Below are 24,383 nucleotides of genomic sequence, written 5' to 3'. Positions count from 1 at the left end.
AATCTCCTGACACAAACAGTCCAAGACACTTCAATCACATAACAAAAAACCCCGCCGAAAATCGACGGGGTTTGTCAGCAGTCTGGAAGGGCGCCTCGCGGCGCCCTTCTGTCTCATGTCTCGCGCGCTGCCTATTTCGGCAGCTTGTCGTCGACGCCTTTCACATAAAAATTCATGCCGAGCAGCGTGCCGTCGTCGGCGACTTCGCCATCCTTCAGCCATGGCGTGCCGTCCTGCTTGGCGATCGGCCCGGTGAAGGGGTTCCAGCCGTCGGCGATCTTCTTTTCGGTGGCTTCGGCCATCGCCTTCACGTCGTCGGGCATGTTGGTATAAGGAGCGAGCTTGACGGCGCCGTCCTTGATGCCGAGCCAGACATTGCCCGGCTTCCAGGTGCCGTCGAGGGCTGCCTGGACCCGGCTGATGTAATAGGGACCCCAATCATCGGTGAGCGAAGTCAGCTGCGCCTTGGGCGCGAACTTGATCATGTCCGAAGACTGCCCAAAGCCCTTCAGGCCCCGCTCCTCGGCCACTTGCAGGGCAGCGGTCGAATCGGTGTGCTGGACGATGATGTCGGCACCCTGGTCGAACAGCGCCTTGGCGGCGTCGGCTTCCTTGCCCGGATCGAACCAGGAATTCACCCAGACGATCTTGGCTTTGAAGTTCGGGTTGATCGACTGTGCGCCGAGCATGAAGGAGTTGATGCCCATCACCACTTCGGGAATCGGGAAGGAAACGATGTAGCCGGCAACGCCGGCCTTCGATTCCTTGGCGGCGATCTGGCCAAGCACGTAGCGGCCTTCGTAGAAACGCGCATTGTAGATGCCGAGATTGTCAGCGGTCTTGTAGCCGGTGGCGTGCTCGAACATCACCTTGGGGAATTTCTTGGCGACCTTCACTTCCGGGTCCATGAAGCCGAAGGAGGTGCCGAAGATGAGCTTGCAGCCTTCGCGCGCCAGGCGCTCGAAAGCGCGGTCGGCGTCGGGACCTTCCGAGACGTTTTCGAGATAGGCTGTTTCGACCTTGTCACCGAGCGCCTTCTCCACATCGAGACGGCCCTGGTCGTGCTGGTAGGAGTAGCCGAAGTCGCCGATCGGGCCGGTGTAGACCCAGCATGCCTTCAGTTTGTCCGCAGCTTCCGCCGTCACTGCCAGCGACATGGCGGCGGTCGTGGTCATCAGGGCAATAAGCAGTTTTTTCATTGTGTTACCTCTCTGAGTTAAGCCTTGGAGCTTCCCGTTTGTTTTTATTGTCAACGATCCGGAACGAATGGTTGCCCCAAGGAAGCCGGCGTGTTCATCATCGTCAGACGCTTGTTGCGCGAGATTAGAACGAGAACCACGATGGTTGCCAGATAGGGCAGCGAAGAAAGGAACTGTGAAGGCACTGGAATGCCAAAAGCCTGTGCATGAAGCTGGCCGATCCACACCGCGCCGAAGATGTAGGCGCCGGCCAGCACCCGCCATGGCCGCCAGGAGGCGAACACCACCAGCGCCAGCGCGATCCAGCCGCGGCCGGCGCTCATGTTCTCGACCCATTGCGGCGTGTAGACCAGCGACAGATGGCCGCCGGCAAGCCCGGCACAGGCGCCGCCGAAGATCACCGCGAGATAGCGATAGCGGATGACCTGGATGCCAAGCGCATGGGCCGAGGTGTGGCTGTCGCCGATCGAGCGCAGCGTCAGTCCGGTCCTTGTCTTGAACAGGAACCACATGACGGCCGCGGTGAGCGCGATCGAAATGTAGAAGATCGGGTCCTGACCGAACAGCAGCCTGCCGACGACAGGCATTTCCGTCAGACCGGGAATGTAGAGGTTGGGCAGCCTTTCGCCGGGTTGGCCGACAAAGCTGGTGCCCATCATGCCGGACAGGCCAAGGCCGAGCAGCGTCAGTGACAGGCCGGTCGCCACCTGGTTGGTGGCCAGCGACAGCGTCATGATGGCAAACAGCAGCGAGAACACCGCGCCCATGGCGATTGCCGCCAAAAGGCCGATCCAGGGCGAGCCGGTGAGATAGGTCGCGCCGAATCCGCCGACAGCGCCCATGATCATCATGCCCTCGACGCCGAGATTGAGCACGCCGGAGCGCTCGACCACCAATTCGCCGATTGCTGCGATCAGCAGTGGCGTTGCCGCCGTGGCGATGGTCAGAAGGATGTTTACGGTGATGTCCATCAACGGGCTTCCTTCAGCTTCGGCGCGGCTTCGAGTTTCGCGGCACCTTCCGGTTTGGTCAGCGCCAGGCCGACCAGGCGAATGCGGTAGTGGATGAGCGTGTCGCAGCCGAGCACGAAGAACAGCAGCATGCCCTGGAACACCCGCGCCACCTTGTCGGAGATGCCGAGCGCGCTCTGCACCGCTTCGCCGCCGAGATAGGTCAGCGCCAGCACCAGACCGGCGGCAACTATGCCGAGCGGGTTGAGGCGGCCAAGGAAAGCCACGATGATGGCGGTGAAGCCATAGCCGGGCGAAATGACAGGCTGCAGTTGCCCGATGGCGCCCGAGACCTCGGAGATGCCGGCGAGTCCCGCCAGAGCGCCTGACAGCAGGAAAGCAAAAAAGACCATGCGGTTGAGGCCGAAGCCGGCGAAGCGCCCTGCCCGCGGGCTTGAGCCCAGCACGCGCACCTCAAAACCTTTCAGCATGCGGCTCATCAGGATCCAGACCAGCACCGCGGCGACCAATGCGAAGACAAAACCCCAGTTTGCTCGCCCGGCATCCGGCATCAGCTCCGGCAACACGGCCGAATCGTTGAACTGGATGGTCTGCGGGAAACCATGGCCCTGCGGATCGCGCCAGGGTCCGCGCACCAGCCAGTCAAGGAAAAGCTGCGCGACATAGACCAGCATCAGGCTGGTCAGGATTTCGTTGGTGCCGAAGCGTGTCTTGAGCAGAGCCGGGATCGCGGCATAGGCCGCGCCGCCGACCATGCCGAGCAACAGCATCAGCGGCAGCACCAGCGGACCTTCGAACTGCGGAAACAGCACGGGAATCATCGAACCGGCAATGCCGCCGAGGATGAACTGGCCTTCGGCGCCGATGTTCCAGATGTTGGCCTTGTAGCAGACCGACAGGCCGACGGCGATCAGGATGAGCGGCGCTGCCTTGATCGCCAGCTCATGTAGCTGCCAGACCTGGCTGATCGGCTCGATAAAATAGATATTGAACGCGGTCAGCGGATTGACGCCGAGCAGCGCGAACATGACGGCGCCGGCAATGATGGTCAGCGCGAAGGCGATGAACGGCGACAGGGCCGAAAACAGCATGGAACGCTGCGGGCGTTTGACGAGTTCGAGGCGCATCATGCCGTCTCCAGCGAGTGTTCGGCGTGGCCTGGTTCGGCGCCGCCCATCAGCAAACCTACCTTTTCGAAGGTTGCCTCGGCGATCGGCATAGGTTTCGACAGCTCGCCATTGTGCATGACCGCGATCGCATCCGATATCTCGAACAGCTCGTCGAGATCCTGGCTGATCACCAGCACCGCCGATCCGCTGCGCGACAACTCGATCAAGGCCTGGCGGATATGAGCGGCAGCGCCCGCATCCACGCCCCAGGTCGGCTGGTTCACCACCATGACGCTTGGCCGGCGGTCGAGTTCACGGCCGACGATGAATTTCTGCAGATTGCCGCCCGAAAGGGCCGCGGCCTCCGGATCCGGCGCACTCTTGCGTACATCCATCGCCTCGATGATGCGTTGGGACGCGGCTTGGATGGCACCGCTCTTCACCATCCCGCCGGAACCGACGAACGCCTTGCCGTCGGTGGCATGGCGCGACAGCAGCAGGTTTTCGGAAAGCTTCATGCGCGGTGCCGCACCGTGGCCGAGGCGCTCTTCCGGCACGAAGGCAGCGCCCAGCAGTCGGCGCCCGGTGATGGTGAGGCCGCCTGCGTCCTTACCGCGAATGCGCACCGAGGATGCATCCTGCTGCGGCACTTCGCCTGAGACGGATTCGAAGAACTCGCCCTGGCCGTTGCCGGCGACGCCAGCGATGCCGATCACCTCACCCGCCCGGACGTTCAGGTTGATGCCCTTGAGCGGGATCGAGAACGGTGTTGCCGGTTTGCGGCTGAGATTACGGATTTCGAGCAGCGGCTGCGCCTTGTCGATCCCCTCGACCGGCGCGCGCACCACCGCCTGCACCTCGTTGCCGACCATCATGCGGGCCAGCGAAGAGGCGGTTTCCTCGCGCGGGTTGCAATGGCCGACGACCTTGCCGTGACGCAGCACGGTGGCGCGGTCGCAAATGCGTTTGACCTCTTCGAGCCGGTGCGAGATGTAGAGGATGGATTTGCCTTCCGAGCGCAGGCGCTCCAGCGTCTCGAACAGCTTGTCGGCTTCCTGCGGCGTCAGCACCGAGGTCGGCTCGTCCAGGATGATGAGCTGAGGCGTTTGCAACAGGCAACGGATGATTTCGATGCGTTGGCGTTCGCCTACCGACAGGTCGCCGACCAGCGATTCAGGATCGAGCGGCAGGCCGTAGCTGAAGGAAAGCGCCCTCGCCTTCGCAGCGATGCTGTTGATCGGCGAGCCGTCGTCCAGCGACAGGGCAATGTTTTCGGCCGCGGTCAGCGCCTCGAACAGCGAGAAGTGCTGGAATACCATACCGATGCCGAGTTTTTTCGCGACGCCGGGGCTGGAAATCCTGACGGCCTGCCCGTTCCAGAAGATCTCGCCGGCATTGGGCTCCAGCGAACCGAACAGCATCTTGACCAGCGTCGACTTGCCGGCGCCGTTTTCGCCAAGCAGGGCGTGGATCTCACCCCTGGCGATGTCGAGATCGATATGATCGCACGCCGTCAGCGTGCCGAATATCTTGGTGAGGCCACGAACCTCAAGCAGGTTCGTGCCGTCGTGATTTGCACTCACAGTGCCTCCCATCTGGTTAGCCAGACATGTTCTGTGTTCCCGCAGGCATGGTAGGCGCGGCCGGCTCTCATCGGAAAGCGGCACACGTCTTGAAAGAGCTTCAAGAATTTCAGCGGAAATTCAAGGGATAGCAAGGCAGAACGAACTAAGGGATGAGAATGGTCGTCCCTGTGGTCCTGCGGCCCTCGAGGTCGGAATGCGCCTTGCCGGCGTCCTTGAGCGCGTAGCGCTGGTTGATCTTGATCTCGACCGCGCCGCTGAGCACGACCTCGAACAGGGCGGCGGCAGAAGCGTCGAGGTCCTCGCGTTTTGCGTTGTAGACGAACAGTGTCGGCCTTGTTGCGAACAGCGAGCCCTTCTGGGCCAGCAATGACATGCTGAATGGCGGTATGGGTCCCGAGGACTGGCCAAAGCTGACGAACATGCCAAGCGGCCGCAGGCAGTCGAGCGAAGCCGGAAATGTGTCGTTGCCGACCGAATCATAGACGACATCGCATTTTTTGCCGCCGGTGATGGCGGCGACGCCGGCGACGAAATCCTGTTCCTTGTAGTTGATGACATGATCGAAACCATGCGCCCTGGCGAGCTCGATCTTGTCGGACGAGCTGGCGGTGCCGATGACGGTGGCGCCGAGATGTTTTGCCCATTGGCCGAGGATCAGCCCGACGCCGCCTGCCGCGGCATGGAACAGGATCGTGTCGCCGGCCTTCACCTTGAACGTCCGGCGCAGCAGATATTCCGCGGTCATGCCCTTCAGCATCATCGCTGCGGCCTGTTCGTCGCTGATGCCATCCGGCACCTTGACGACGCGGCTGGCATCGATGACGCGCTGTTGCGCGTAAGCGCCCGTCGTCACGGCATAGGCGATGCGATCGCCCGGATTCAGCCAGTCGACGCCCTGGCCGACCTCCAGCACCACGCCGGCAGCTTCGCTGCCTGGCACGAGCGGGAAGCCGCCAGGCGGCGGGTAGAGGCCAGAGCGATGGTAGACATCGATGAAATTGAGGCCGATCGCGGTGTGCCGGACCAGGATCTGCCCGGATCCCGGCTGGCCGGGGTCAGCGTCCTCATAGGTCAGAACTTCCGGGCCGCCATTGGCGTGAATGCGGATCGCTTTCGACATTGCTAGGCTTCCTGTGGGCTAGGCTTCCTGTGGGAGTGGCTGATCAAGCCTTTTTCGCACCGAGATTGGGAAAGAACTGCATGATGCCACCGATGCAGGCAAGGTAAAGCCCGGTGATGGTAATGCCGATCTTGGTGAAGGTGCTGACCTGCTCGCCCAGTACGCCGATCTGATCGTAGAAGGCGGCCAGTGCCGCCTGGGCCAGGGCAAGCGCGCCGAAAGCGCACCACAAGAGAGTCATCCCGAGGTTGATGCGCCGCAGCCGCACCACCCGCACCGGGTGGATGAAGTTGATCGGCACGAAAGTCAGGACGCCGGCCACCACCACCACCGCGAACGAAACCCATTGCCCAGGCTCGATGACGAACAGGGTGAACACCACCATGTTCCAGACCACGGGGAATCCCTTGAAGAAATTCTCCTTCGTCTTCATGCCGGTGTCGGCATAGTAGATGGCGCTGGACACGACGATGATCGCCGCCGACAGGAACGACAGGCCCTCGCCCATGAAGCCGCGCTGATAGAGCGCGAAGGCCGGGATCAGCACGTAGGTCACGTAGTCGATGATGTTGTCGAGCAGTTCGCCCGACCATGTCGGCAGGATCTCCTTGACCTCGAGCTTGCGCGCGATCGGTCCATCGATGCCGTCGACGAACAATGCCAGCCCGAGCCACCAGAACATCGCCGTCCAGCGCTCTTCGCTCGCCGCCACAAGCGAGAGGAAGGCAAGGAACGAGCCTGATGCGGTCAAGAGGTGGACGGAGAACGCCCTCGCCTGTGGCCAGGTGACCTTCTTCTTCGGCCTGGGGATCCGGTCCGTGATCTTTTTGGCGGCTTTTCGGGCCGTTGTGTTCTTGCTCACGGGCCCCGCCAATCCAGCTTGCAGATTTCGGCCGAACGGCCGGCGAAATTCCAGTTGCGGCCGAAAGCCCGCATCTTGCTCTTGTCAGACCTTGCCACGATAATCTCGGGCGCGATCCAGTATTCCGAATTGCTGATCACCGTATCCTTGTCGCGATCCTTGCCGGGGATGGGTGTCACCGCCCCGTCGATGATCTTCGGAATCTGGAAGATACGCGTCTTGTCACGCGTCTCATAGGTGATCGGCACCTGCTCGACGCCAAGGAATTTGCCGACGAGGATGGAGAGCAGCGATGTGGTTCCGCCTGCCTTGCCCGTGAAGATCTTGGTCAGCGCCTTGACCGCGTAGACCGAGGCTCGGCTGTCGATGAACAGGCCGGCGGTCCAGTTGCCGCGGCTCATATAGCCGGGGATTTCCATAATCAGCCCGAGATTGAGGCCGGACAGATCGACCTCACCGAAATGGCCTGCATCGATACGAAACCCCGCCCAGGTCTGGCAATAGCCTTCGGTCGGCGGATGATTGCCAAGCGATAGCACGCAGGGGCAAAAAACCGTGCAATTGCAGGAGAGTACGAGCTCTCCCTTCATCGCCCAGCTCTGGTCTGCCATCGATTTTCCCCCACTCATAGCGAGACTACTAGCAGCGCGGCTGCCCAGACAAGCAGTATCGCACCGGCCAGCCGGGTTGGAACCCTGCTGGCTGTTTGTTTTTCGATCAGGGTGAACAGCCCGATCAACGCCATCCAGAAAATGTTCATGACGCCAACGGCGAACATCACCAGCATCAAGGCCCAGCAGCAGCCGAGACACCACAGACCTTGCGCGACACCGAGCCGAAAGATGTTAAGGGGCCTTGCGCTCCAGTTCGAAAACAGGACCGAGAACGGGTTCTTGCATTTCTTCAGGCAAGCTTCCTTGAGGCCGCTGAACTGGTAGAGGCCGGCAATCACGAGAGCGAGCGCACCGGCAAGGCCGGCGACCGGATCGAGCATCCCGGCTGATAAGGCGAATGCATGGGCGGCCAAGGTCAGCGCCGCGAACATTATTGAAGCGGCGAGCCAGACGCTTAGGTAACCGGCGACCAGCACCAGCGGGTGAACGACCGGTTCGCCCTTGATGCGAGCCGTGTCAGTGATTTCGCAATAGGTGCGGATCATCGGCGCCGCCGAAGGCAGCATCATCGCGACCGCCATCAGGAGCCACATGAAAACGAGCGCGCCGGCCTGCAAGCCGAGATCTGCGTCCAAGGGCACCGGTGAGAGGCACAGCACAAAGAACCGTTCCAGGAAATCGGGCAGCGGCAGTTGCGGCAGGCTGCGCAGGATCGTGTCGCCAGGGGCGCCGACGCCCGCAATCCCTGTTTCAGCCCCGCGGATTGCCATCGCCGCAAGAGACAGCCAGGCAAGCAGGATGCAAGCGCCGACAACGACGTTTACCGTGACGCGAGGATTGCGCGCGATGCCGGCCATGGCGCGGCCGGCGCGGTCGAGATGGCTGAAGTCGTCCTGCTGGCCGGTCATGACATCCGAATGGGCCGAATCGCCGCGTTGATCAAGCGGCATGATCTGACCTATATGCTCATCGAACGGCAGGTCGGGTGGACCCGCCTCGCATTGCAAGCCGGAAGCCGATCTTGGAGCATCAGCAAACTGCGCGGATACTGGTTGCCGGCACGGGGCCGGCAGGGCTGATCGCGGCGCTCGGTTTTGCCGCCGAAGGTTTCCCGGTGACGCTGGTCGGGCCGGAGCCCACTGCCCCCGACGGCCGCACGACGGCCCTGATGAACCCTGCCTTGAAAGTGCTCGACCGGCTTGGCGTGCTCGAAGCCGTCAAATCCAAGGCGGCGCCCCTGAAAGTGATGCGCATCGTCGACGCCACCAGCCGGCTGATCCGCAGCCCGGTCGTCACCTTCCGTGCCAGCGAAATCGACGAGGACCAATTCGGGCTGAACCTTCCCAACAGCGTCCTCAACCCGGCACTCGCCAGCGCCGTTGCCGCGCATGCCGGCATCGACCGGCTGATGTCGATAGTGGCGAACTGGCATCTCGATGCCGAGCACGCCCGTGCCGTCCTGGCCGACGGCAGCACGGTCGACGCATCGCTTGCCGTCGCCGCCGATGGGCGGTTGTCACCGGCGCGCCAGGCGGCCGGCATCTCGACCTCGGCCCGGTCCTACCCGCAGGCAGCTCTCGTCCTCAATTTCGGCCATAGCGGCGACCACGCTTTCACCTCGACGGAATTCCACACCGAGACCGGTCCGTTCACGCAGGTCCCATTGCCCGGCAATCGCTCCAGCCTGGTCTGGGTGGTCAAGCCCGAGACCGCGACCGACCTCGCCGCACTGGACGATACGACGCTTTCTCAGCGGGTTGAACAGCAGATGCAGTCGATGCTGGGCCGGGTGACGGTCGAGCCGGGCCGGCAGATCTATCCGCTTTCGGCGGTGACGCCACTGCGTTTCGCCCGAGATCGGGTGGCGCTGGTCGGCGAAGCCGCCCATGTGTTTCCGCCGATTGGTGCGCAAGGCCTCAATCTCGGCATCAGGGACGTCGACGATCTGGTTGGAATCGCTTGTGAAAATCGAGCGGACCCGGGTGCAGCCAAGGCGCTTGCGGCTTACGATTTCAAGCGCCGCCCCGATATTCTGGCGCGTAGCGGTGCGGTCAACCTGCTCAACATGTCGCTGCTTTCCGACATGCTGCCGGCCCAGATGGCCCGCGTGGCCGGGCTCGGCGTGCTCGGTGGCTTCGCGCCGCTTCGGGCTTTTTTCATGCGCGAGGGGCTTCGTCCAGGCAGCGGTTTTGCCGCGCTTGCCGGCGGGTTAGGGAAACAGGTCCGGCGCTAGGATATCGTGCCGGATCAGGTAGAGCAGCCCGGTGACAGTCACGACCGACAGGCAGGTTGTGATCAGCACACTGGCCGACACGCGCTGTACCCAGACGCCATACTGCTGGGCGATGACGAAGACGTTGGTGGCGGTCGGCAACGCCGCCAGAAGCACCGCCGAGAAGACCCATGTCTCAGAGAAATTGCCGATCCAGCTCAACACGACATAGCAGAGCAAAGGGTGCAGGATCAGTTTCAGTGCCGCAATCGGAACCATCTCGTGCGGGACGCGATTGAGCGGCCTGAGCGCCAGCGTGACGCCCATGGCAAACAGCGCGCAAGGTGCGGCCGCCCGGGAAAGATATTCCAGAAATCGCTCCACCGGCACGGGCGGTCGAAAGCCGATATAGGCGGCGCCGACGCCCAGGGCGGTTGCGATGATGAACGGGTGCAGCACGCTCTTGCGCACGACACCGAGCGCAAGCCGGAGAGGCGTGGTCTTGTCGTCGCCCGACAGCGCCATCATCATGGGTGCGATGGCGAAATGCATGATGTTCTCGAAACAGAAGATCAAGGCGACCGGCACAGCCGCCTCCTCGCCGAAGGCCAGCAATGCCAGCCCCGGTCCCATATAGCCGATATTGCCATAGGCGGCCGCGAGCGCCTTGATGGTCGATTGCGCTATCTCGCCGCGCGAGGTCAGGACCGACCCCATGAACATCAAATATCATGAAGGTCGAGACGACCGAACCGAAGATGAAGCGCCATTCCGTCAGGTCTTCGAACGGCGTCTTGGCAAGCAGTTGGAAGAAAAGTGCCGGCAGCGCGACATAGACGATGAACGTGTTCATCCAGCCGAGCGCCTCCAGCGGCTGCCTGGTGATGCGCGCCACCAGGAACCCGACAAAAATCAAGCCGAAGAACGGAAGAACAAGACCGATGACGTCAGACATTTTTATGCTGGTCCGAAACCCTGGCGCCGGGCTAGCCCGTTGCTTAATAGGGCGTCAAGCGCCTCGGGATTGAATTGATGCGCGGTCTGCGCCAAATAAGCCCAAGGAATTCAGTGGTGAGTACGATGAAAACAGCCAAATTCGCGATCGGACAGGTGGTTCGCCACCGGCTGTTTCCATTCAGGGGCATTATTTTCGATGTCGATCCGCAATTCGCCAACACCGACGAATGGTACGAAGCCATCCCCGCCGACGTGCGGCCGCACAAGGATCAGCCTTTCTATCATCTGCTCGCCGAAAATTCGGAGACCGAGTACATCGCCTATGTCTCCGAGCAGAATCTGCTCGAGGATCAGTCGGGTGAGCCGGTCCGGCATCCGCAGATCAAGGAGATGTTCGACAAGAGGCCGGACGGCGGCTACCAGCCGAAACGGCAGTCAAGGCACTGACCCGCGGAGAGATGGGCGCAAAAAAAGCGGGGCATGACCCCGCTTTTTTGTGGCTCGGCGATATCGGCCGATCAGTTGGCGGTCTTCGCCTTGTCCTGCTCTTCCTTGAGCTTCTTGGCGAAATCCTGGTTGTTCTTGGCGACGAAGTCCTGAAGCTTCTTTTGCCGGTCCTCGATGTCCGACTGCTGCAGCGCCGGTCCGTCATAGGCGCCGCTGAAGCCCTGCAGGGCGACCTTGATCGGATTGGGCTGGTTCTGGAAATTGACGGAGGTCAGGGTAATCGCCTGGCCCTTCTTGAAGGCGGCGACGAGCTGATCGGTCAGCGGCACTTCCGCCACGCAACGATCCGGGAAGCAGATCACATAGTCGAGCTTCTGCGCCTTGCCGGTGTCGATCTGCAGGCCGATGCCGGGAGGCACCAGACGGCCGGTCGGGACCGTCACCTGGAACACCTTGCGGTTCACCTTGCCCTTCAGCTCGATCAGGCTGACGCCAGTGACCAGCTGGCCGTTGCCGGCGGTGGTGATGTTCTGGACATTGCAGATGTCGACGTCTTCCTGCTTGGTGCAGGCCTTGAACCAGCCTTGCGGAATCTGCTGTTGCTGCTGTGCGGAAGCAGCGGGAAGTCCTGCGCCGAGAAAGCCGACCACGCCAGCGGCCATGACCGACAGGCGGTACGCGTTGCTGTTCAGGCTCGTCATGTCGTGCACTTCCTCTCAAATGATCCCGGGACCGGCTTCTTCGTGCCGTGTGGTCCAGCTACCTGTTGCCGAAATGAGGCAACAGAATGACTTCGGAGGGCGTGTTACACTGCAAGCGATGCCGAATCCAGCCCGGCGTCAGCAATTGTTGAACGCGCGGTTGGCCGGCGCGCAGCCGCCTCATGCTAGGGTGCACACCGAATCATCAAGCCGACCCAGTAAGGAGACGTTCATGGGCCGCGTTGTTGTTTGGCTGATCACCGGGATATCGTTTCTCGCCCTTTCGCATCAGCCGGCCGCATCGGAGCCGAAGCACGCTATCGCCATGCAGGGCGTGCCGGCGCTACCGCCCGACTACAGGCATTTCGACTACGTCAATCCCGACGCGCCGAAGGGTGGCTCGATTTCCTATTGCGTCGTCGGCAGCTTCGACAATCTGAACCCTTTCATCCTCAAGAGCCTGCGCACGACGGCGCGCGGCATGATGGATACGATCTTCGGCAATCTGGTCTTCGAGCCGTTGATGCAGCGCAATGCCGACGAGGCTTTCACGCTCTACGGTTTGTTGGCCGACAGCGCCGACATGGACCCGGAGCGCAAGAGCATCGAATTCCATCTCAATCCGAAGGCCAAATGGTCGGACGGTCAGCCGGTGACGCCGGAGGACGTGCTGTTCAGCTATGACGTCTACACCGAGAAAGGCCGCCCGCCTTACAGCGATCGCATGGCCAGGGTCGCCAAGCTCGAAAAGACCGGCGATCACAGCGTGCGCTTCACCTTCAACGACAAGGCCGATCGCGAATTCCCGCTGATCATCGCGCTGACCCCGATCATCCCGAAGCACGCCTTCGACAAGGAGACTTTCGACAGGACGACGCTCAAGCCGGTGATCGGCAGCGGCCCTTATAGGATCGCGCAGGTGCAGCCCGGCCAGCGCATCGTGTTCAAGCGCAACCCGGACTACTGGGGCAAGGACGTCCCGGCCAAGCGCGGTTTCGACAATTACGACCAGATCACCATCGAGTATTTCCTCAACGCCAACGCCAAGCTCGAAGCGTTCAAGAAAGGCCTTTGCGCCATCGACGACGACAGTGATCCGGTGAAGCGCGAGCGCGATCTCGATTTTCCGGCCTTCCACAAGGGCGACGTCGTCGCCGAAACCTTCGACACCGGCATTCCGCCCGTGGTGACCGGTTTCCTGTTCAACACGCGGTTGCCGAAATTCGCCAACCCTGTCGTGCGGCGCGCGCTCGGCATGCTCTACGACTTTGAATGGGCCAACAAGAACCTGTTCGGCGGCAAATACACGCGCACGATGAGTTACTGGCAGAATTCCGAGCTTTCCGCGATCGGCCATCCGGCCGACGACAGGGAGAAAGCGCTTCTGGCGCCCTACCCCGGCCGCGTCCCGGCCGATGTCATGGACGGTACATGGCGGCCGCCGGTGACCGACGGATCGGGCCAGGACCGCCGCGTGCTGAAGGCAGCCTTCGATCTTTTGAAAAGTGTCGGCTACCACGTGCAGAATGGAACGATGCTCGATCCCGAAGGCAAACCCTTCAGCTTCGAAATCCTGACCGCATCGCAGGACGAGGAGCGCCTTGCCGGCATCTACCAGCGCACGCTGGAGAAGATCGGTATCGATCTCACCATTCGCAGCCTCGACGGCGACCAGATCCAGTCGCGCAAGCAGCGCTTCGATTTCGAGGTCCTGATCGGATCGAGCGGCTTCAACAATTCGTTGTCGCCCGGCATCGAGCAGAGCGGGCGCTGGAGTTCCGCCGCGGCCAGGGCGGAAGGCTCGTTCAATCTCGCCGGCGTCGCCGATCCGGCTGTGGACGCGGCGATCGAGGCGATGCTGCGCGCCCGCTCCAAGGAGGATTATGTTGCCGCCGTTCGCGTTCTCGACCGGCTGCTGATCTCCGGCAACTACATGGTGCCGATGCAGCACAACACGCAGCAATGGATTGCCTACTGGAACTACCTGGAACATCCGCAAAAGACGCCCATATTCGGGTATCAGCTGCCAACATGGTGGCGCAAACCCAACTGAGGGATCAGGAGATCGAGATGAGCGAATTGAACGCCATCACCGTCGATGTGGTGTCCGATGTCGTCTGCCCCTGGTGCTTCATCGGCCAGAAGCGGCTCGACAGGGCAATCGCCGCCGTCAGCGATGTCGACGTGCATGTCCGCTGGCGGCCGTTCCAGCTCGATCCGACCATTCCGCCTGAAGGCAAGGACCGCCGCGAATACATGCTGGCAAAATTCGGCAGTGATGAGCGCATCCGCGAGATTCACGCCCGCATCGAGCCGCTGGGCGAAGCGGAAGACATTTCCTTTGCCTTCGACGCCATCAAGGTGGCGCCGAACACGCTGGATGCGCATCGGCTGATCCGTTGGGCAGGTGCCGCCGGCGAGGCCATTCAGAACAGGCTTGTACGCCGGCTGTTCCAGCTGAATTTCGAGGAAGGCGCTGACATCGGCGACCATGCCGTCCTGGTCGAGGCGGCGCGCGAGGCCGGCATGGATGCGTCCGTGGTCGCCACGCTTTTGCCGACCGAGGCCGATGTCGAGGCGGTGCGCACCGAGATCGCCACCGCGTCGCGCATGGGCATTTCTGGCGTGCCGTGCTTCCTGCTCGAGGACAAATACGCGGTCATGGGCGCACAGGATGCCGACACGCTGGCCGATGCCATTCGCCAGGTGGCCGCCGCCAAGGCGCGCGGCGAACTGGACAAGGCCGGCTGAGCCGACCGCCCTCTCCTCTCCGCGACAGCAGCAAACGTTACTTCACCGTCGCTTTGGCCTTGCTGATGAAAAATCCATGGCCGTTCGTGGCGGTGCAGGTCAGTCCCTTGGTTGACGACTGGCACGAGAACGGCCCGGCGCTCCAGCTGTTGCCGTAGCCAAGCTTGTCGACATCGCTGCAGCAGCCCTGCTCGCCCGGGTTCTTGATCAGCGTGGCTGGCCCCTTCGGACCCAGGATAATCGTGACGTAGCTCGGCTCGACGCGCGAGCAACTCAGCTCCGGGCCGCCATCCTTTGGCTCATAGGTGCCGGTGCCGCCTTTGGCCGTGTAGATGCAGCCGATGTTGCCGGACGGCGTGTTGAACTCGATCTGGCCTTCGGCGCTGGCCGGGATGCTCTGCGCGCCGGCATGCGCCAAAGGTACGAGGGGCAGCCAGGCGAAGAGGGACAGGATTGCGGCCGCGCGTGCAAGCATTGGGAGCTTCCTTGTTGGAGAACCGGACATGCATGAGTGTCGACGATGGCGGGCAAGGTTCAACCCCAAGCGGATGAATTGTCAAACGCAGTCCCTCAGCTGACCGGACAAGACGGAACGCGCCGCTCGATCGATTCTCCCGTCACTTCCTGCCCCCGGCAAGAACGACCACGGCATTCCTGGCGAGTCACGAACCGCAAATTTTCGAGCTCTCTGGGCCGTCCGCAGTGAGAAAACCGATCGCTCGACACGATTTCGAGTTCACGAAACCGTGTGAAAGCCTTCCCCAGGGGAAGCTCCATCGACGGCATTTTATTGAAGATCAAGTATCTGAAATCAATATCGATATTTTGATTATTGCCGACCGTTGTCGCTATATTTCAGCGTGTAATCTGTTGCCTCACGGCAACGGCTGCCGGGGCAATCCGGTCGGGCCGGTTTTAAATTAATGGAAAATGATCAATTGGTGTTACCATCCGTAACAAAAGAAAAAAGGTTTGGGCGGGATCGTGATTCGGGTCGGTAGACCATCGCAAGAGTCAGTACCGGAAAAAACACCTCGCGATGCCGCAGGGCGATCGCTTCTGACGCCGGTGTCGTCGATGCGCAGCTTCTGGGGCCTGATGCGGGCCTACTGGGTTTCCGACCGCTGGAAGGAAGCCTGGACGCTGACGCTGGTGATCGCGGTGCTCACGGCGCTGTCCAGCAAGGCCGGTGTCTGGTTCGCCGAAGCCTCCGGCGAACTGGTCAATTCGATCGCCTTCTTCCATGACGCCGCCAACACCACGCCGCTTCGCTCGCTGCTGATCAATGCCGGCGTCCTGGTGCTGCTGGTGGTACTCAAGGACGCTGGCTTCACCGGCGTCCGCAATCTTGTCTCGGCGACATTGCACCGCAAATGGCGCGGTTGGCTGGACAGCCGCTTCAATGAAGCGCTGCTGGATGGCAACCATACGCATTTCCATGCCCAGCATGCATCGACCGGCAGCGGCGCACCGGCCCCCGACAACATCGACCAGCGTGTCCAGGAATCCATCAAGGACATGACCGGGGGCGCCATCGGGCTCGCCATGGGCGTACTGGCCGTCGCCACCTCGCTCTTCTTCGTCGGCCAGAAGCTGCTCGAAAACTCCGTCGAGGTGAAGGGGCTGGAGTTCCTCGGCAGCTATGGCAGCGCCATCCTGGCCTTCCTGGCCGTCGCCACCTATGTGCCGCTGAACACATGGATCGCCGTCAAGCTCGGCGGCCTGCTCGAGCGCCTCAACGTCAGGATGCAGAAGGCCGAAGGCAGCTATCGCGGCGAGCTGACGACGTTCCTGCGCCGCTCCTTCCATGTCGCGGCGTCTCAGGGCGAAGGCGTGCAAAGGACCATGCATGGCCGGCTCTATGTCGATATCGACGGCACCTGGACGCGGCTGAACATCGTCAACACCGTCTATATGTCGTTCGAGCTGATCTATAATTTCATCGGCGCGCGCATTGTCGCCTATGGACCGGGCCTCGTGCCGTTCATCCACAACCGCCTCGATCTGAAGGGCTATATAACCGGCTCCGAGCTGGTCAATTCTCTGATCGGCCAGTGTTCGTGGTTCATCCACGTCATGCCCGCCATCGCCACGCTGCGCGCCAACAGCCAGCGTGTCACCGAGTTGGCCAACGCGATCGAGAATGTCCAGCATCCGCAGGAATTCTACAGCCAGACCGGCCGCTCCGATTTCCACTACACCAGCCAGAACCCGGTTTTCGGCCTGACCATCCAGAAGCTCGAACTGGCGCATCAAGGCGAGGATGCGACGCCCTTCCTCAGCGCCGCCAATTTGCGCTTCCGGCGCGGCGAATGGACTTTCCTGAAGGGCGAGTCCGGCTGCGGCAAGACCTCGCTGATCAAGGCGATCAACGGCCTGTGGCCCTATGGCCGCGGCACCATCGTCTTCCCCGAAGGCGTGAAGAGTTTCTATGCCGCCCAGGAGGTCAAGCTGCAGCCTGTGTCGCTGAAGCAACTGGTCTGCCTGCCGGGCTCCGAGCACGACCATGGCGACGCGCAGGTGGCGTCGGCGCTGCACAAGGCCGGGCTTGGCGACTTCATCGAGCACATGGCCGACGAAAGCCGCGAAGGCAAAAGCTGGGACCAGGTGCTGTCGGGCGGCCAGAAGCAGAAGCTGGTGGTGGCTCGCATCGTGCTGCAGCAGCCGGGGCTGCTGTTCCTCGACGAGGCGACCGGCGCGCTCGACCCCGATGGCAAGGTCGCCTTCCACCAGGCCATCAAGGACAATTGCCCCGATGTCACCGTGATCAGCGTCATGCACGAGGCGGTTGCGCCGAGATCGATGACCGGCAGCGAATTCTATCACAGCATCGTCGCGATCGCCGACGGCGTCGCCACCAAGAAGCCGCTGGTTCCGACCCTGCCCGCCGAACTCACCACCATTCTCGTGCAGCCAAGGCCGGTCCCAAGGCCGGTCGAAGACAAGTGGCTGCGCTTCTCGCGCCGGCTGAAGCAGAAATAACGGTTATTCCACCCCGGTCTGCCGAGGCGAACGGGGGTCGGCGATCACAGTCTCGCGATCTTGGCCGCTCGTCGGCATTTTCCCTCCTCACCGCGATTGACACGGCAAGGCGCGCTCCTATGTTGCGCCCGCTTGCAGATAGTAAAAACGCGAACCCGCAAGCGGAAAGGTCACCGCGCCATGCCTGGCGACAGTCACAGTCGAACGCAACAGCCGTCCGCCCTGACGTGACCTCACATGGTTCATGTCCTGCCGGACGGCAAGGAGTGAGCCATGAACGAATTTACCACAGTGGCAAGCGACGAAGCCGTCGCGATTGCCCGTATCCTAGCCAACGATCACGTCGCCGACATTGTCGAAGCCCTGAACAGGGAGCCTCGAGAGAACGCGACGGAACTGCTCTGTGAAGTGACGTTCGAACGTCTGGTCGAGATCTTCGACCAGCCGGAACTCGACGGCGCGTCCGAACTCATGGAGGCGCTGCCGCGCGCCAAGGCGGGCAAGCTGCTCACCGCCATGTCGGTCGACCGCGCCGCCGACATCCTGCGCGAGCTGGAAGAGCCGGCCCGTTCCGAGCTGCTTGGCGGGCTTGCGCCGCCGCTGCGCGCAACGCTGCTCTCCATCCTCGGCTATCCCGAAGGCAGCGCCGCATCGATCATGACGACGGAGTTCGTCAGCGTGCCGTCGGACTGGACCGTCGGGCAGACGCTCGACTACATCCGCAAGGTCGAGCGGACGCGCGAGACCGTCTACGCGATCTATATCGTCGATCCGCAGACGCACCTGCTTGTGCGCTCGACGGGCCTGCGCCGGCTGATCACCGGTGAGCCTGACGATCCGATCATGACGGTGGCGCCGGATCACCTTCCGGTGACGGTCGGCCCGCTGACCGATCGCGAAACCCTGGCGCAGACGATCTCCAAATACGATCTGCTCGCCCTTCCGGTCGTCGACCATGGCAAGATCCTCGGCATCGTCACCATCGACGACATCATCGACACGATGGTCGCGGAGACGACCGAGGACGCGCACCGTTTCGGCGGCATGGAGGCGCTGGACGAGCCGTACATGAAGATGAGCTTCCTCGCCATGATCAGGAAACGCGGCGGCTGGCTGTGCGCGCTGTTCATCTCGGAGATGCTGACGGCCAACGCCATGCAGAGCTATGAGGGCGAGCTGGAGAAGGCGATCGTACTGACGCTGTTCATCCCGCTGATCATGAGCTCCGGCGGCAATTCCGGCTCGCAGGCGACCTCGCTGGTCATCCGCGCGCTGGCGCTGCGCGAGATCGGTCTTGGCGACTGGTGGCGGGTGGCGCTGCGTGAGCTGCCCACCGGCTTGGTGCTGGGCGCCATGCTCGGCATGGTCGGCGTCTGCCGCATTGCGCTTTGGCAATATATGGGCTTCTACGACTATGGCCCGCACTGGCCGCTGATCGCCACCACGGTGGGAGCTGCACTGGTCGGCATCGTCACCTTCGGTTCGCTGTCGGGGTCGATGCTGCCGTTCGCCTTGAAACGTATCGGCTTCGACCCGGCCAGCGCATCGGCGCCGTTCGTCGCCACGCTGGTCGATGTCACCGGACTGGTGATCTATTTCTCGGTGGCGCTGGTGATCCTGCGCGGCACGCTTCTGTAGCTACTATCTCCGCCGTGGCATGACCTTGCCGCGGCGGAGTTCCTCAACCCGGATTTGCCGTCAATCGACGCGCTCGCCGTCCTTCACGCGATAGGTCGGCTTGTACATGGTGACCAGTTCTTCCGCCGCTGTCGGATGCACGGCCATCGTACGGTCGAAATCGTCCTTGGTCAGGCCGGCCTTCAGCGGGATGCCGAGCAGCTGCGCCATCTCGCCTGCATCCGGCCCCAATATGTGGGCGCCAAGCACTTTTTTCGACGCGCCATCGACCACCAGCTTTATCAGCATCTTCTCGTCGCGCCCGGACAGGGTGTGCCGCATCGGCCGGAATGTCGCGCGGTAGATCTCGATGTCGGGGAAGCGCTTGACGGCGTCGTCCTCCGACAGTCCGACAGTGCCGATCTCCGGCTGTGAAAAGACAGCGGTCGCGATCGTCTCGTGATCGGGCGCGGTCGGATTTCCCTTGAAGGCGGTTTCGATGAAGCACATCGCCTCATGGATCGCCACCGGCGTCAGCTGCACGCGGTTGGTGACGTCGCCGATCGCCCAGACGTTGTCGATGTTGGTGCGGGAATATTGGTCGACGGCGATGGCGCCAGTCTTGGTCATCTCCAGTCCGATGCCTTCCAGGCCCATATTCTCGGTGTTGGGAATGCGGCCGATGGCCAGCATCACCTGGTCGACGGTCAGCACCTCGCCGCCGCTGACGAGCGCGTCGAGCCGGCCGTCCGGCCGCTTGCGGATCCATTCGGACACGGAATGGCAGAGGATCCTTATCCCCTTCTTTTCCATCGTCTCGTGCAGCATGCGCCGCAGGTCCATGTCGAACCGGCTCAGGATCTCCTTGCCGCGATAGACCAGCGTGGTGTCGACGCCGAGACCGTGAAAGATGTTGGCGAACTCGACGGCGATATAACCGCCGCCCTCGATCATGATCGCCTTGGGCAATTCCTTGAGGTCGAAAGCCTCGTTGGAAAAGATGCAATGTTCATGGCCGGGCAGCGCCGGATGCGCCGCCGGGCGGCCGCCGGTGGCGATCAGGATCTGGTCTGCCGTGATGGTGCGATCCTCACCCAGAAGATGCACGACATGCGGATCGACGATCATGGCGCGCGAGTGGAAGGTCTCGCCGCCGGCGCCCTCGACGTTCCTGACGTAGATGGCCTCCAGCCGGCTGATCTCGCGATCCTTGTTGGCGACCAGCGTCTGCCAGTCGAAACTGGCTTCCGGCACCGTCCAGCCATAGCCGGCGGCGTCGGCGAAATGCTCGGGAAATTGCGAGGCATAGACATAGAGCTTTTTCGGCACGCAGCCGCGGATGACGCAGGTGCCGCCATAGCGGTATTCCTCGGCGATGCCGACACGCTTGCCGAGAGCCGCGGCGACACGCGCCGCCCTTACCCCGCCCGAACCGCCGCCGATGACGAAAAGATCGTAGTCGTAACCAGCCATGACGCGGCTCCCAGGCTTCAGAAATGTGTCAGACAGGTAGGCCGCAAACCGTCAAAAGAAAAGCCCGGACAGGCCGGGCTTTCGCGGGAGGCCGCAAGGCCATTTGAAAATGCGGGGTCAGTTGTTGTCCGCAGGGGCCGCGCCATCGGCGGGCGCTGCGCCATCGGCCGGAGCGGCGGCTCCGGCGGCGGGCGCGGCAGGTGCAGCCTGCGCCTTTGCCTTGGCGGCTGCGGCCAGCGTTTCGCCGACCTGCTGGGCGAGATCGCGGCCGAGGCCGTTCTGCCAGATGTCGGCTGCCTTGACCAGTTCGCGGGTCACCGTCGGGCCGCTATCGAGCAGCTTCTTGCCCGAATCGGAATTGTAGAAGGCGGCGATGTCGGTCAGTTCCTTTTCGGAGAACACTTTTGCGTAGGCGAGTGCGGCTTCCTTCTCGAGGTCGGCGCGGCGCGAGGCCAGCGCCAGCGCCTTCTCGCTGATCGTCTTGCCGATCAGTTCCTGCATGTCCGGGTTCTTCTGGATCAGCTGCGATTCGAGCGCTGCGGCTGCCTGCGGCAGGATGTTGTCGAACGGGTCGGTTGCGTGGATCGCAGCGACCGCCGCGCGGGCGGCCTTCAGGTGCGATTCCGTGACATCCTGCGAAAACGCCGGCGAAGAAAAGGCGAAAACGGCCGAGGCCGCCAGAAGGATGGAAAGGCTGCGAACCCGGTTATGCAACATCATGATCGGTAGAACTCCCTGGTTTTCGGGCGGCATGGACGGTTTGGATACCGTCGCCGCCGGCGATGATGGCCGCTGAAGCCAGCCCGATGAAAAGACCATGCTCGACCACGCCCGGAATGGCGTGCAGAGCATTCGAAAGCGCTCTTGTATCCGGAATGCGGCCAAAAGATGCATCGAGGATAAAATGGCCGCCGTCTGTAACAAAAGCCTGGCCGCCCGTCATCCTCAATGTGACCGGCCCGGAAAGACCGAGCTTTTCAGCCGCCGCGGCAACCGCGATTTCAGTGGCGCGCAGGCCGAATGGATTGACCTCGATCGGCAGCGGAAAACGGCCGAGCGTCTCGACCATCTTGGAGCGGTCGGCGATGACGATCATGCGCTGGGACGCCGCGGCGACGATCTTCTCGCGCAGCAGCGCGCCGCCGCCGCCCTTGACCAGGGTCAGTTCCGGGTCGACTTCGTCGGCGCCGTCGACGGTGAGATCGAGCTCTGGCGTTTCCTCCAGCGTCGACAGCGGCACGCCAAGCTCGCGGCACAGCAACGCGGTGCGCTCCGAAGTCGGCACGCCGATGACGGTCATGCCGGTGGCGACCTTTTCGGCAAGCAGCCGCACGAACTCTTCGGCCGTGGTGCCGGTGCCGATGCCGAGCCGCATGCCGTCGCTCACATGGGCAAGTGCAGCCCGCGCGGCTTCGACCTTCAATTGCCTTGCATCCATGTCGGTTGTTGCCCCGGAAATTCGCTGCCGGGCTCGTAGCATTTTTGCCGGTCCGGTCAAAGCCCCAGGCGGCGCTTCTCCAGGTGATGCCAGTATAGGAATTATTTCCTTGACCGGTGAGGGCAGCTATGCTACATTTTTGGTTATGGTGCTGATTTGCGCCAACGATCCGCCGCTGTGGCGGGTTTTTCATTTCTGGAAGCTCGCCGCGAAATGTCCGGTCCGATGGGGCCTGCTTGCCCGGCGCGCTCGCCCAGGACAATCGGTTCAGGTTTTGGAATTCGCCCCGTCACCCTTTTCCTGACGCTGGCGCCGCCCCTCACCTGCCTGCCGGCATCCTCTCCCCGTATAATGACGGGGAGAGGGACGCTCTCATCGGTGGTTTCGTCAATCACCAGCGTTGCAAGAAGGGCGCCGTCATTGCGGCCAGCCACTTCTCCCCGTCACTATACGGGGAGAAGTGCCCGGCAGGGCGATGAGGGGCAGCGCCGGCTTCCACAATTGGTGGTCCCGCCACACGTTGAAACTGTCACCGGTCTGAAGCGATTGCCAAGCCGGCTTGCCCCCAGTCAGCTTGCCTTGACGCGCCGCAGCCGCTATCGCCTGCCCATTGCACACCTGCCCAGGACAGACCATGACCCGACCAATCATCGTGTTCGACCTCGACGGTACGCTGATCGACACAGCGCCGGACCTGCTCGACAGCCTGAACCATAGCCTTGCCGCCAGCGAGATCGCCGCGGTCGACGAAGCCGGCTTCAGGCGTTTTGTCGGTCACGGCGGCCGGGTGATGATCGAGCGGGCGCACGCCGCCCATCAGCGATCGCTTGCCGTCGAGGAGCACGACCGGCTGCTGAAACTTTTCCTCGACCACTACACACTCAACATCCCCGGCAAGTCGCGCCCCTACCCCGGTGTCGTCGAGGCGATCGCGCGCTTCGAGGAGGACGGCTATATCCTCGCCATCTGCACCAACAAATACGAAGCCAACTCGCTGGCGCTGATCGAGGCGCTCGGCCTGAGCAAACATTTCGCGGCCATCGCCGGCCAGGACACGTTCGCCTTCCGCAAGCCCGACCCGCGCCATTTGATCGAGACCATCAAGCTGGCCGGCGGCGACCCGCACCGCGCGCTGATGGTCGGCGATTCGCAAACCGACATCGACACGGCAAAAGCCGCCGGCATCCCCGTGGTGGCGGTCGATTTCGGCTACACCGACCGCCATGTGCGCGAATTCGAACCCTCGGCGGTGATTTCGCATTTCGACGCCCTGACGCTCGATCTGGCGCAAAGGCTGATCGCCGCGGCTGGAAACTGACCGAAAGGCGGCCGGCGCCGCGTCGCAGACAGGGCTGTGAGGGCAGCAAATCTGATCCTTATCAGAACGCTGGACACCGCCTTGACTTCCCGCACCTGCCTCCCTTATATCGCGGCTCGCTTGGCCTTCGGGCAACGAGCGGGCGATTAGCTCAGCGGGAGAGCACACCCTTCACACGGGTGGGGTCGCAGGTTCAATCCCTGCATCGCCCACCAAAATCCTTACGGAAGTCGGCGATGTCTGGAGATGCACGAGCCGCGATCAGCGCTTCATCGAGTGCAAGATGGCCTGCATGTGCTCTTCCAGGTCGAGTTCACCCCGAGCCTCAGCGGTCAACAGGTAATCGGCCTTGGCCTGGCGGTCGCCTCGGCTGATCGCCGGATAGGAGCAGATGGCCAGCAAGGCTTCCTGTTCGATCCGGTCTGCCCTCTTGCGTTCGTGGCTGCTGCTGCCCGCTTGATGAACAACCCTGTGAAGCCCGACATAGCTGGCTTCATGGGCTCCGATCAGCGCCCGCAATTCGGGTGAGGCCCCTTCCGCTTCGGCAAATTTCGGTTCAATGGCAGAGGCCACGGCGGTGAACGCAAGAAGTGTACGGCGGGTGACTTCGGGCATGGCTCATATCCCTGCTGTCTGATCATGCAGGCACACCATAGCACCGGCGCAACGGTTCGAAGAGATGCTCCGGGACGCGACCACACTGTCTGCTGACAAAATGTATTCGCTTCCGCAGCCCGCCGTTCCAGCGGCAAGTGTGGCCTTAAGTCGCAATGATTGGCTTGCGAAAGCAGGGTTTCGGGGCTTCATTGACGCCGCGACCAACACCATATGGTGATCCACAGCCCTCCAAAACGAGAGAAGCTCGCTTTGACGCGGTCGCACAGCGGCCGTCAGCCGGCAATGGCTATGAACCAGGAACCTGAAAAACCATGCCTGAAAATATCAGACCGATTTCGAAAGACGTCCCCCTCATTCAGCTAGGCGTCTATCAGTGCCGCTTCCCGGTGAGCGAAGACCGGTCAGTAC

General features: G+C 62.4%; 21 protein-coding genes, 1 tRNA gene and 1 pseudogene. 8 read left to right on the top strand and 15 right to left on the bottom strand.

The features are described from left to right. Positions 1–131: 131 nt before the first annotated feature. The 8 genes from NKJ67_RS26310 to NKJ67_RS26275 form a co-directional block, all read right to left on the bottom strand. The gene (locus NKJ67_RS26310; RefSeq protein WP_127323146.1) at positions 132–1,199 is read right to left on the bottom strand and encodes a BMP family ABC transporter substrate-binding protein; all 1,068 of its coding nucleotides are present in this window, start codon (positions 1,197–1,199) and stop codon (positions 132–134) included. 50 nt (positions 1,200–1,249) lie between these two features. Then, complete coding sequence (locus NKJ67_RS26305) at positions 1,250–2,170, bottom strand: ABC transporter permease (RefSeq protein WP_127380318.1); 921 nt, start codon at positions 2,168–2,170, stop codon at positions 1,250–1,252. Beyond that, positions 2,170–3,300, bottom strand: a complete 1,131-nt coding sequence (locus NKJ67_RS26300) for an ABC transporter permease (protein WP_127269000.1) — start codon at positions 3,298–3,300, stop codon at positions 2,170–2,172. The genes NKJ67_RS26305 and NKJ67_RS26300 overlap by 1 nt, the downstream gene beginning before the upstream one ends. Next, the gene (locus NKJ67_RS26295) at positions 3,297–4,874 is read right to left on the bottom strand and encodes an ABC transporter ATP-binding protein (RefSeq protein WP_352584012.1); all 1,578 of its coding nucleotides are present in this window, start codon (positions 4,872–4,874) and stop codon (positions 3,297–3,299) included. Before NKJ67_RS26295 ends, NKJ67_RS26300 begins: the two co-directional genes overlap by 4 nt. Before the next feature lie 133 nt (positions 4,875–5,007). Beyond that, positions 5,008–5,985, bottom strand: a complete 978-nt coding sequence (locus tag NKJ67_RS26290; protein WP_127259302.1) for a quinone oxidoreductase family protein — start codon at positions 5,983–5,985, stop codon at positions 5,008–5,010. Positions 5,986–6,028: 43 nt separating this feature from the next. Continuing rightward, entirely contained in the window at positions 6,029–6,847 is an 819-nt protein-coding gene (pcsA, locus tag NKJ67_RS26285) for a phosphatidylcholine synthase (protein WP_023811884.1), read from the bottom strand. Continuing rightward, positions 6,844–7,458, bottom strand: coding sequence for a DUF1326 domain-containing protein (locus tag NKJ67_RS26280; RefSeq protein ID WP_127321883.1), 615 nt, complete (start codon positions 7,456–7,458; stop codon positions 6,844–6,846). The genes pcsA and NKJ67_RS26280 overlap by 4 nt, the downstream gene beginning before the upstream one ends. A gap of 14 nt (positions 7,459–7,472) precedes the next feature. Continuing rightward, on the bottom strand, positions 7,473–8,411 hold the full coding sequence (locus NKJ67_RS26275; protein WP_352584009.1) for a DUF2182 domain-containing protein: 939 nt from the start codon (positions 8,409–8,411) through the stop codon (positions 7,473–7,475). A gap of 71 nt (positions 8,412–8,482) precedes the next feature. Between NKJ67_RS26275 and NKJ67_RS26270 the strand changes: the two genes are divergently transcribed. Beyond that, positions 8,483–9,694: a UbiH/UbiF family hydroxylase gene (locus NKJ67_RS26270; protein ID WP_256746341.1), complete on the top strand. Its 1,212-nt coding sequence runs from the start codon at positions 8,483–8,485 to the stop codon at positions 9,692–9,694. Here the strand turns inward: NKJ67_RS26270 and NKJ67_RS26265 are convergent. Continuing rightward, positions 9,671–10,628 (bottom strand): annotated as a pseudogene (locus NKJ67_RS26265) (AEC family transporter). The gene NKJ67_RS26270 and the pseudogene NKJ67_RS26265 overlap by 24 nt on opposite strands. A 125-nt stretch (positions 10,629–10,753) precedes the next feature. Between NKJ67_RS26265 and hspQ the strand changes: the two are divergent. Continuing rightward, positions 10,754–11,077, top strand: a complete 324-nt coding sequence (hspQ, locus tag NKJ67_RS26260; protein ID WP_164749013.1) for a heat shock protein HspQ — start codon at positions 10,754–10,756, stop codon at positions 11,075–11,077. Between the two features lie 71 nt (positions 11,078–11,148). Here the strand turns inward: hspQ and NKJ67_RS26255 are convergent, their stop codons facing one another. Continuing rightward, positions 11,149–11,778 carry an invasion associated locus B family protein gene (locus NKJ67_RS26255; RefSeq protein ID WP_127270670.1) on the bottom strand — a complete coding sequence of 210 codons (630 nt, stop codon included), beginning with the start codon at positions 11,776–11,778 and terminating at the stop codon, positions 11,149–11,151. 232 nt (positions 11,779–12,010) lie between these two features. On the opposite strand from NKJ67_RS26255, the gene NKJ67_RS26250 reads away from it, so the two are divergent. Together NKJ67_RS26250 and NKJ67_RS26245 are read left to right on the top strand one after the other, a co-directional pair. Further along, the gene (locus tag NKJ67_RS26250; RefSeq protein WP_352584006.1) at positions 12,011–13,831 is read left to right on the top strand and encodes an extracellular solute-binding protein; all 1,821 of its coding nucleotides are present in this window, start codon (positions 12,011–12,013) and stop codon (positions 13,829–13,831) included. 17 nt (positions 13,832–13,848) lie between these two features. Continuing rightward, positions 13,849–14,529 (top strand): DsbA family oxidoreductase, encoded by a 681-nt coding sequence (locus NKJ67_RS26245; RefSeq protein WP_352584004.1) that lies wholly within the window; start codon positions 13,849–13,851, stop codon positions 14,527–14,529. 37 nt (positions 14,530–14,566) lie between these two features. Here NKJ67_RS26245 and NKJ67_RS26240 read toward each other — a convergent pair whose 3' ends face one another. After that, complete coding sequence (locus NKJ67_RS26240) at positions 14,567–15,004, bottom strand: hypothetical protein (protein ID WP_127272122.1); 438 nt, start codon at positions 15,002–15,004, stop codon at positions 14,567–14,569. Positions 15,005–15,606: 602 nt separating this feature from the next. On the opposite strand from NKJ67_RS26240, the gene NKJ67_RS26235 reads away from it, so the two are divergent. Together NKJ67_RS26235 and mgtE are read left to right on the top strand one after the other, a co-directional pair. Further along, positions 15,607–17,511, top strand: a complete 1,905-nt coding sequence (locus NKJ67_RS26235; RefSeq protein WP_352584002.1) for an ABC transporter ATP-binding protein/permease — start codon at positions 15,607–15,609, stop codon at positions 17,509–17,511. 273 nt (positions 17,512–17,784) lie between these two features. Next, entirely contained in the window at positions 17,785–19,149 is a 1,365-nt protein-coding gene (mgtE, locus tag NKJ67_RS26230) for a magnesium transporter (protein WP_352584000.1), read from the top strand. A gap of 60 nt (positions 19,150–19,209) precedes the next feature. Here mgtE and gor read toward each other — a convergent pair whose 3' ends face one another. The 3 genes from gor to rpiA all read right to left on the bottom strand — a co-directional run bounded on the left by gor (position 19,210) and on the right by rpiA (position 22,039). Continuing rightward, positions 19,210–20,601, bottom strand: coding sequence for a glutathione-disulfide reductase (gor, locus tag NKJ67_RS26225; RefSeq protein WP_128289169.1), 1,392 nt, complete (start codon positions 20,599–20,601; stop codon positions 19,210–19,212). A 117-nt stretch (positions 20,602–20,718) separates the two neighbouring features. Then, entirely contained in the window at positions 20,719–21,321 is a 603-nt protein-coding gene (locus NKJ67_RS26220) for a DUF2059 domain-containing protein (protein WP_292562684.1), read from the bottom strand. Beyond that, positions 21,308–22,039 carry a ribose-5-phosphate isomerase RpiA gene (gene rpiA / locus NKJ67_RS26215; protein ID WP_027036598.1) on the bottom strand — a complete coding sequence of 244 codons (732 nt, stop codon included), beginning with the start codon at positions 22,037–22,039 and terminating at the stop codon, positions 21,308–21,310. Before rpiA ends, NKJ67_RS26220 begins: the two co-directional genes overlap by 14 nt. A gap of 634 nt (positions 22,040–22,673) precedes the next feature. Between rpiA and NKJ67_RS26210 the strand changes: the two genes are divergently transcribed. After that, entirely contained in the window at positions 22,674–23,357 is a 684-nt protein-coding gene (locus tag NKJ67_RS26210) for a phosphoglycolate phosphatase (protein WP_352583997.1), read from the top strand. A 140-nt stretch (positions 23,358–23,497) separates the two neighbouring features. Beyond that, a tRNA-Val gene (locus tag NKJ67_RS26205) sits at positions 23,498–23,572 on the top strand. 46 nt (positions 23,573–23,618) lie between these two features. Here NKJ67_RS26205 and NKJ67_RS26200 read toward each other — a convergent pair. Continuing rightward, positions 23,619–23,972 carry a hypothetical protein gene (locus NKJ67_RS26200; RefSeq protein WP_292141927.1) on the bottom strand — a complete coding sequence of 118 codons (354 nt, stop codon included), beginning with the start codon at positions 23,970–23,972 and terminating at the stop codon, positions 23,619–23,621. Positions 23,973–24,383 lie beyond the last annotated feature (411 nt).

The sequence above is a fragment of the Mesorhizobium sp. M0088 genome, from assembly GCF_040322895.1.
Classification (GTDB): Bacteria; Pseudomonadota; Alphaproteobacteria; order Rhizobiales; family Rhizobiaceae; genus Mesorhizobium.
The sequence above is the reverse complement of the archived record's forward strand: the minus strand, read 5'-3'. Positions and strand labels throughout refer to the sequence as shown.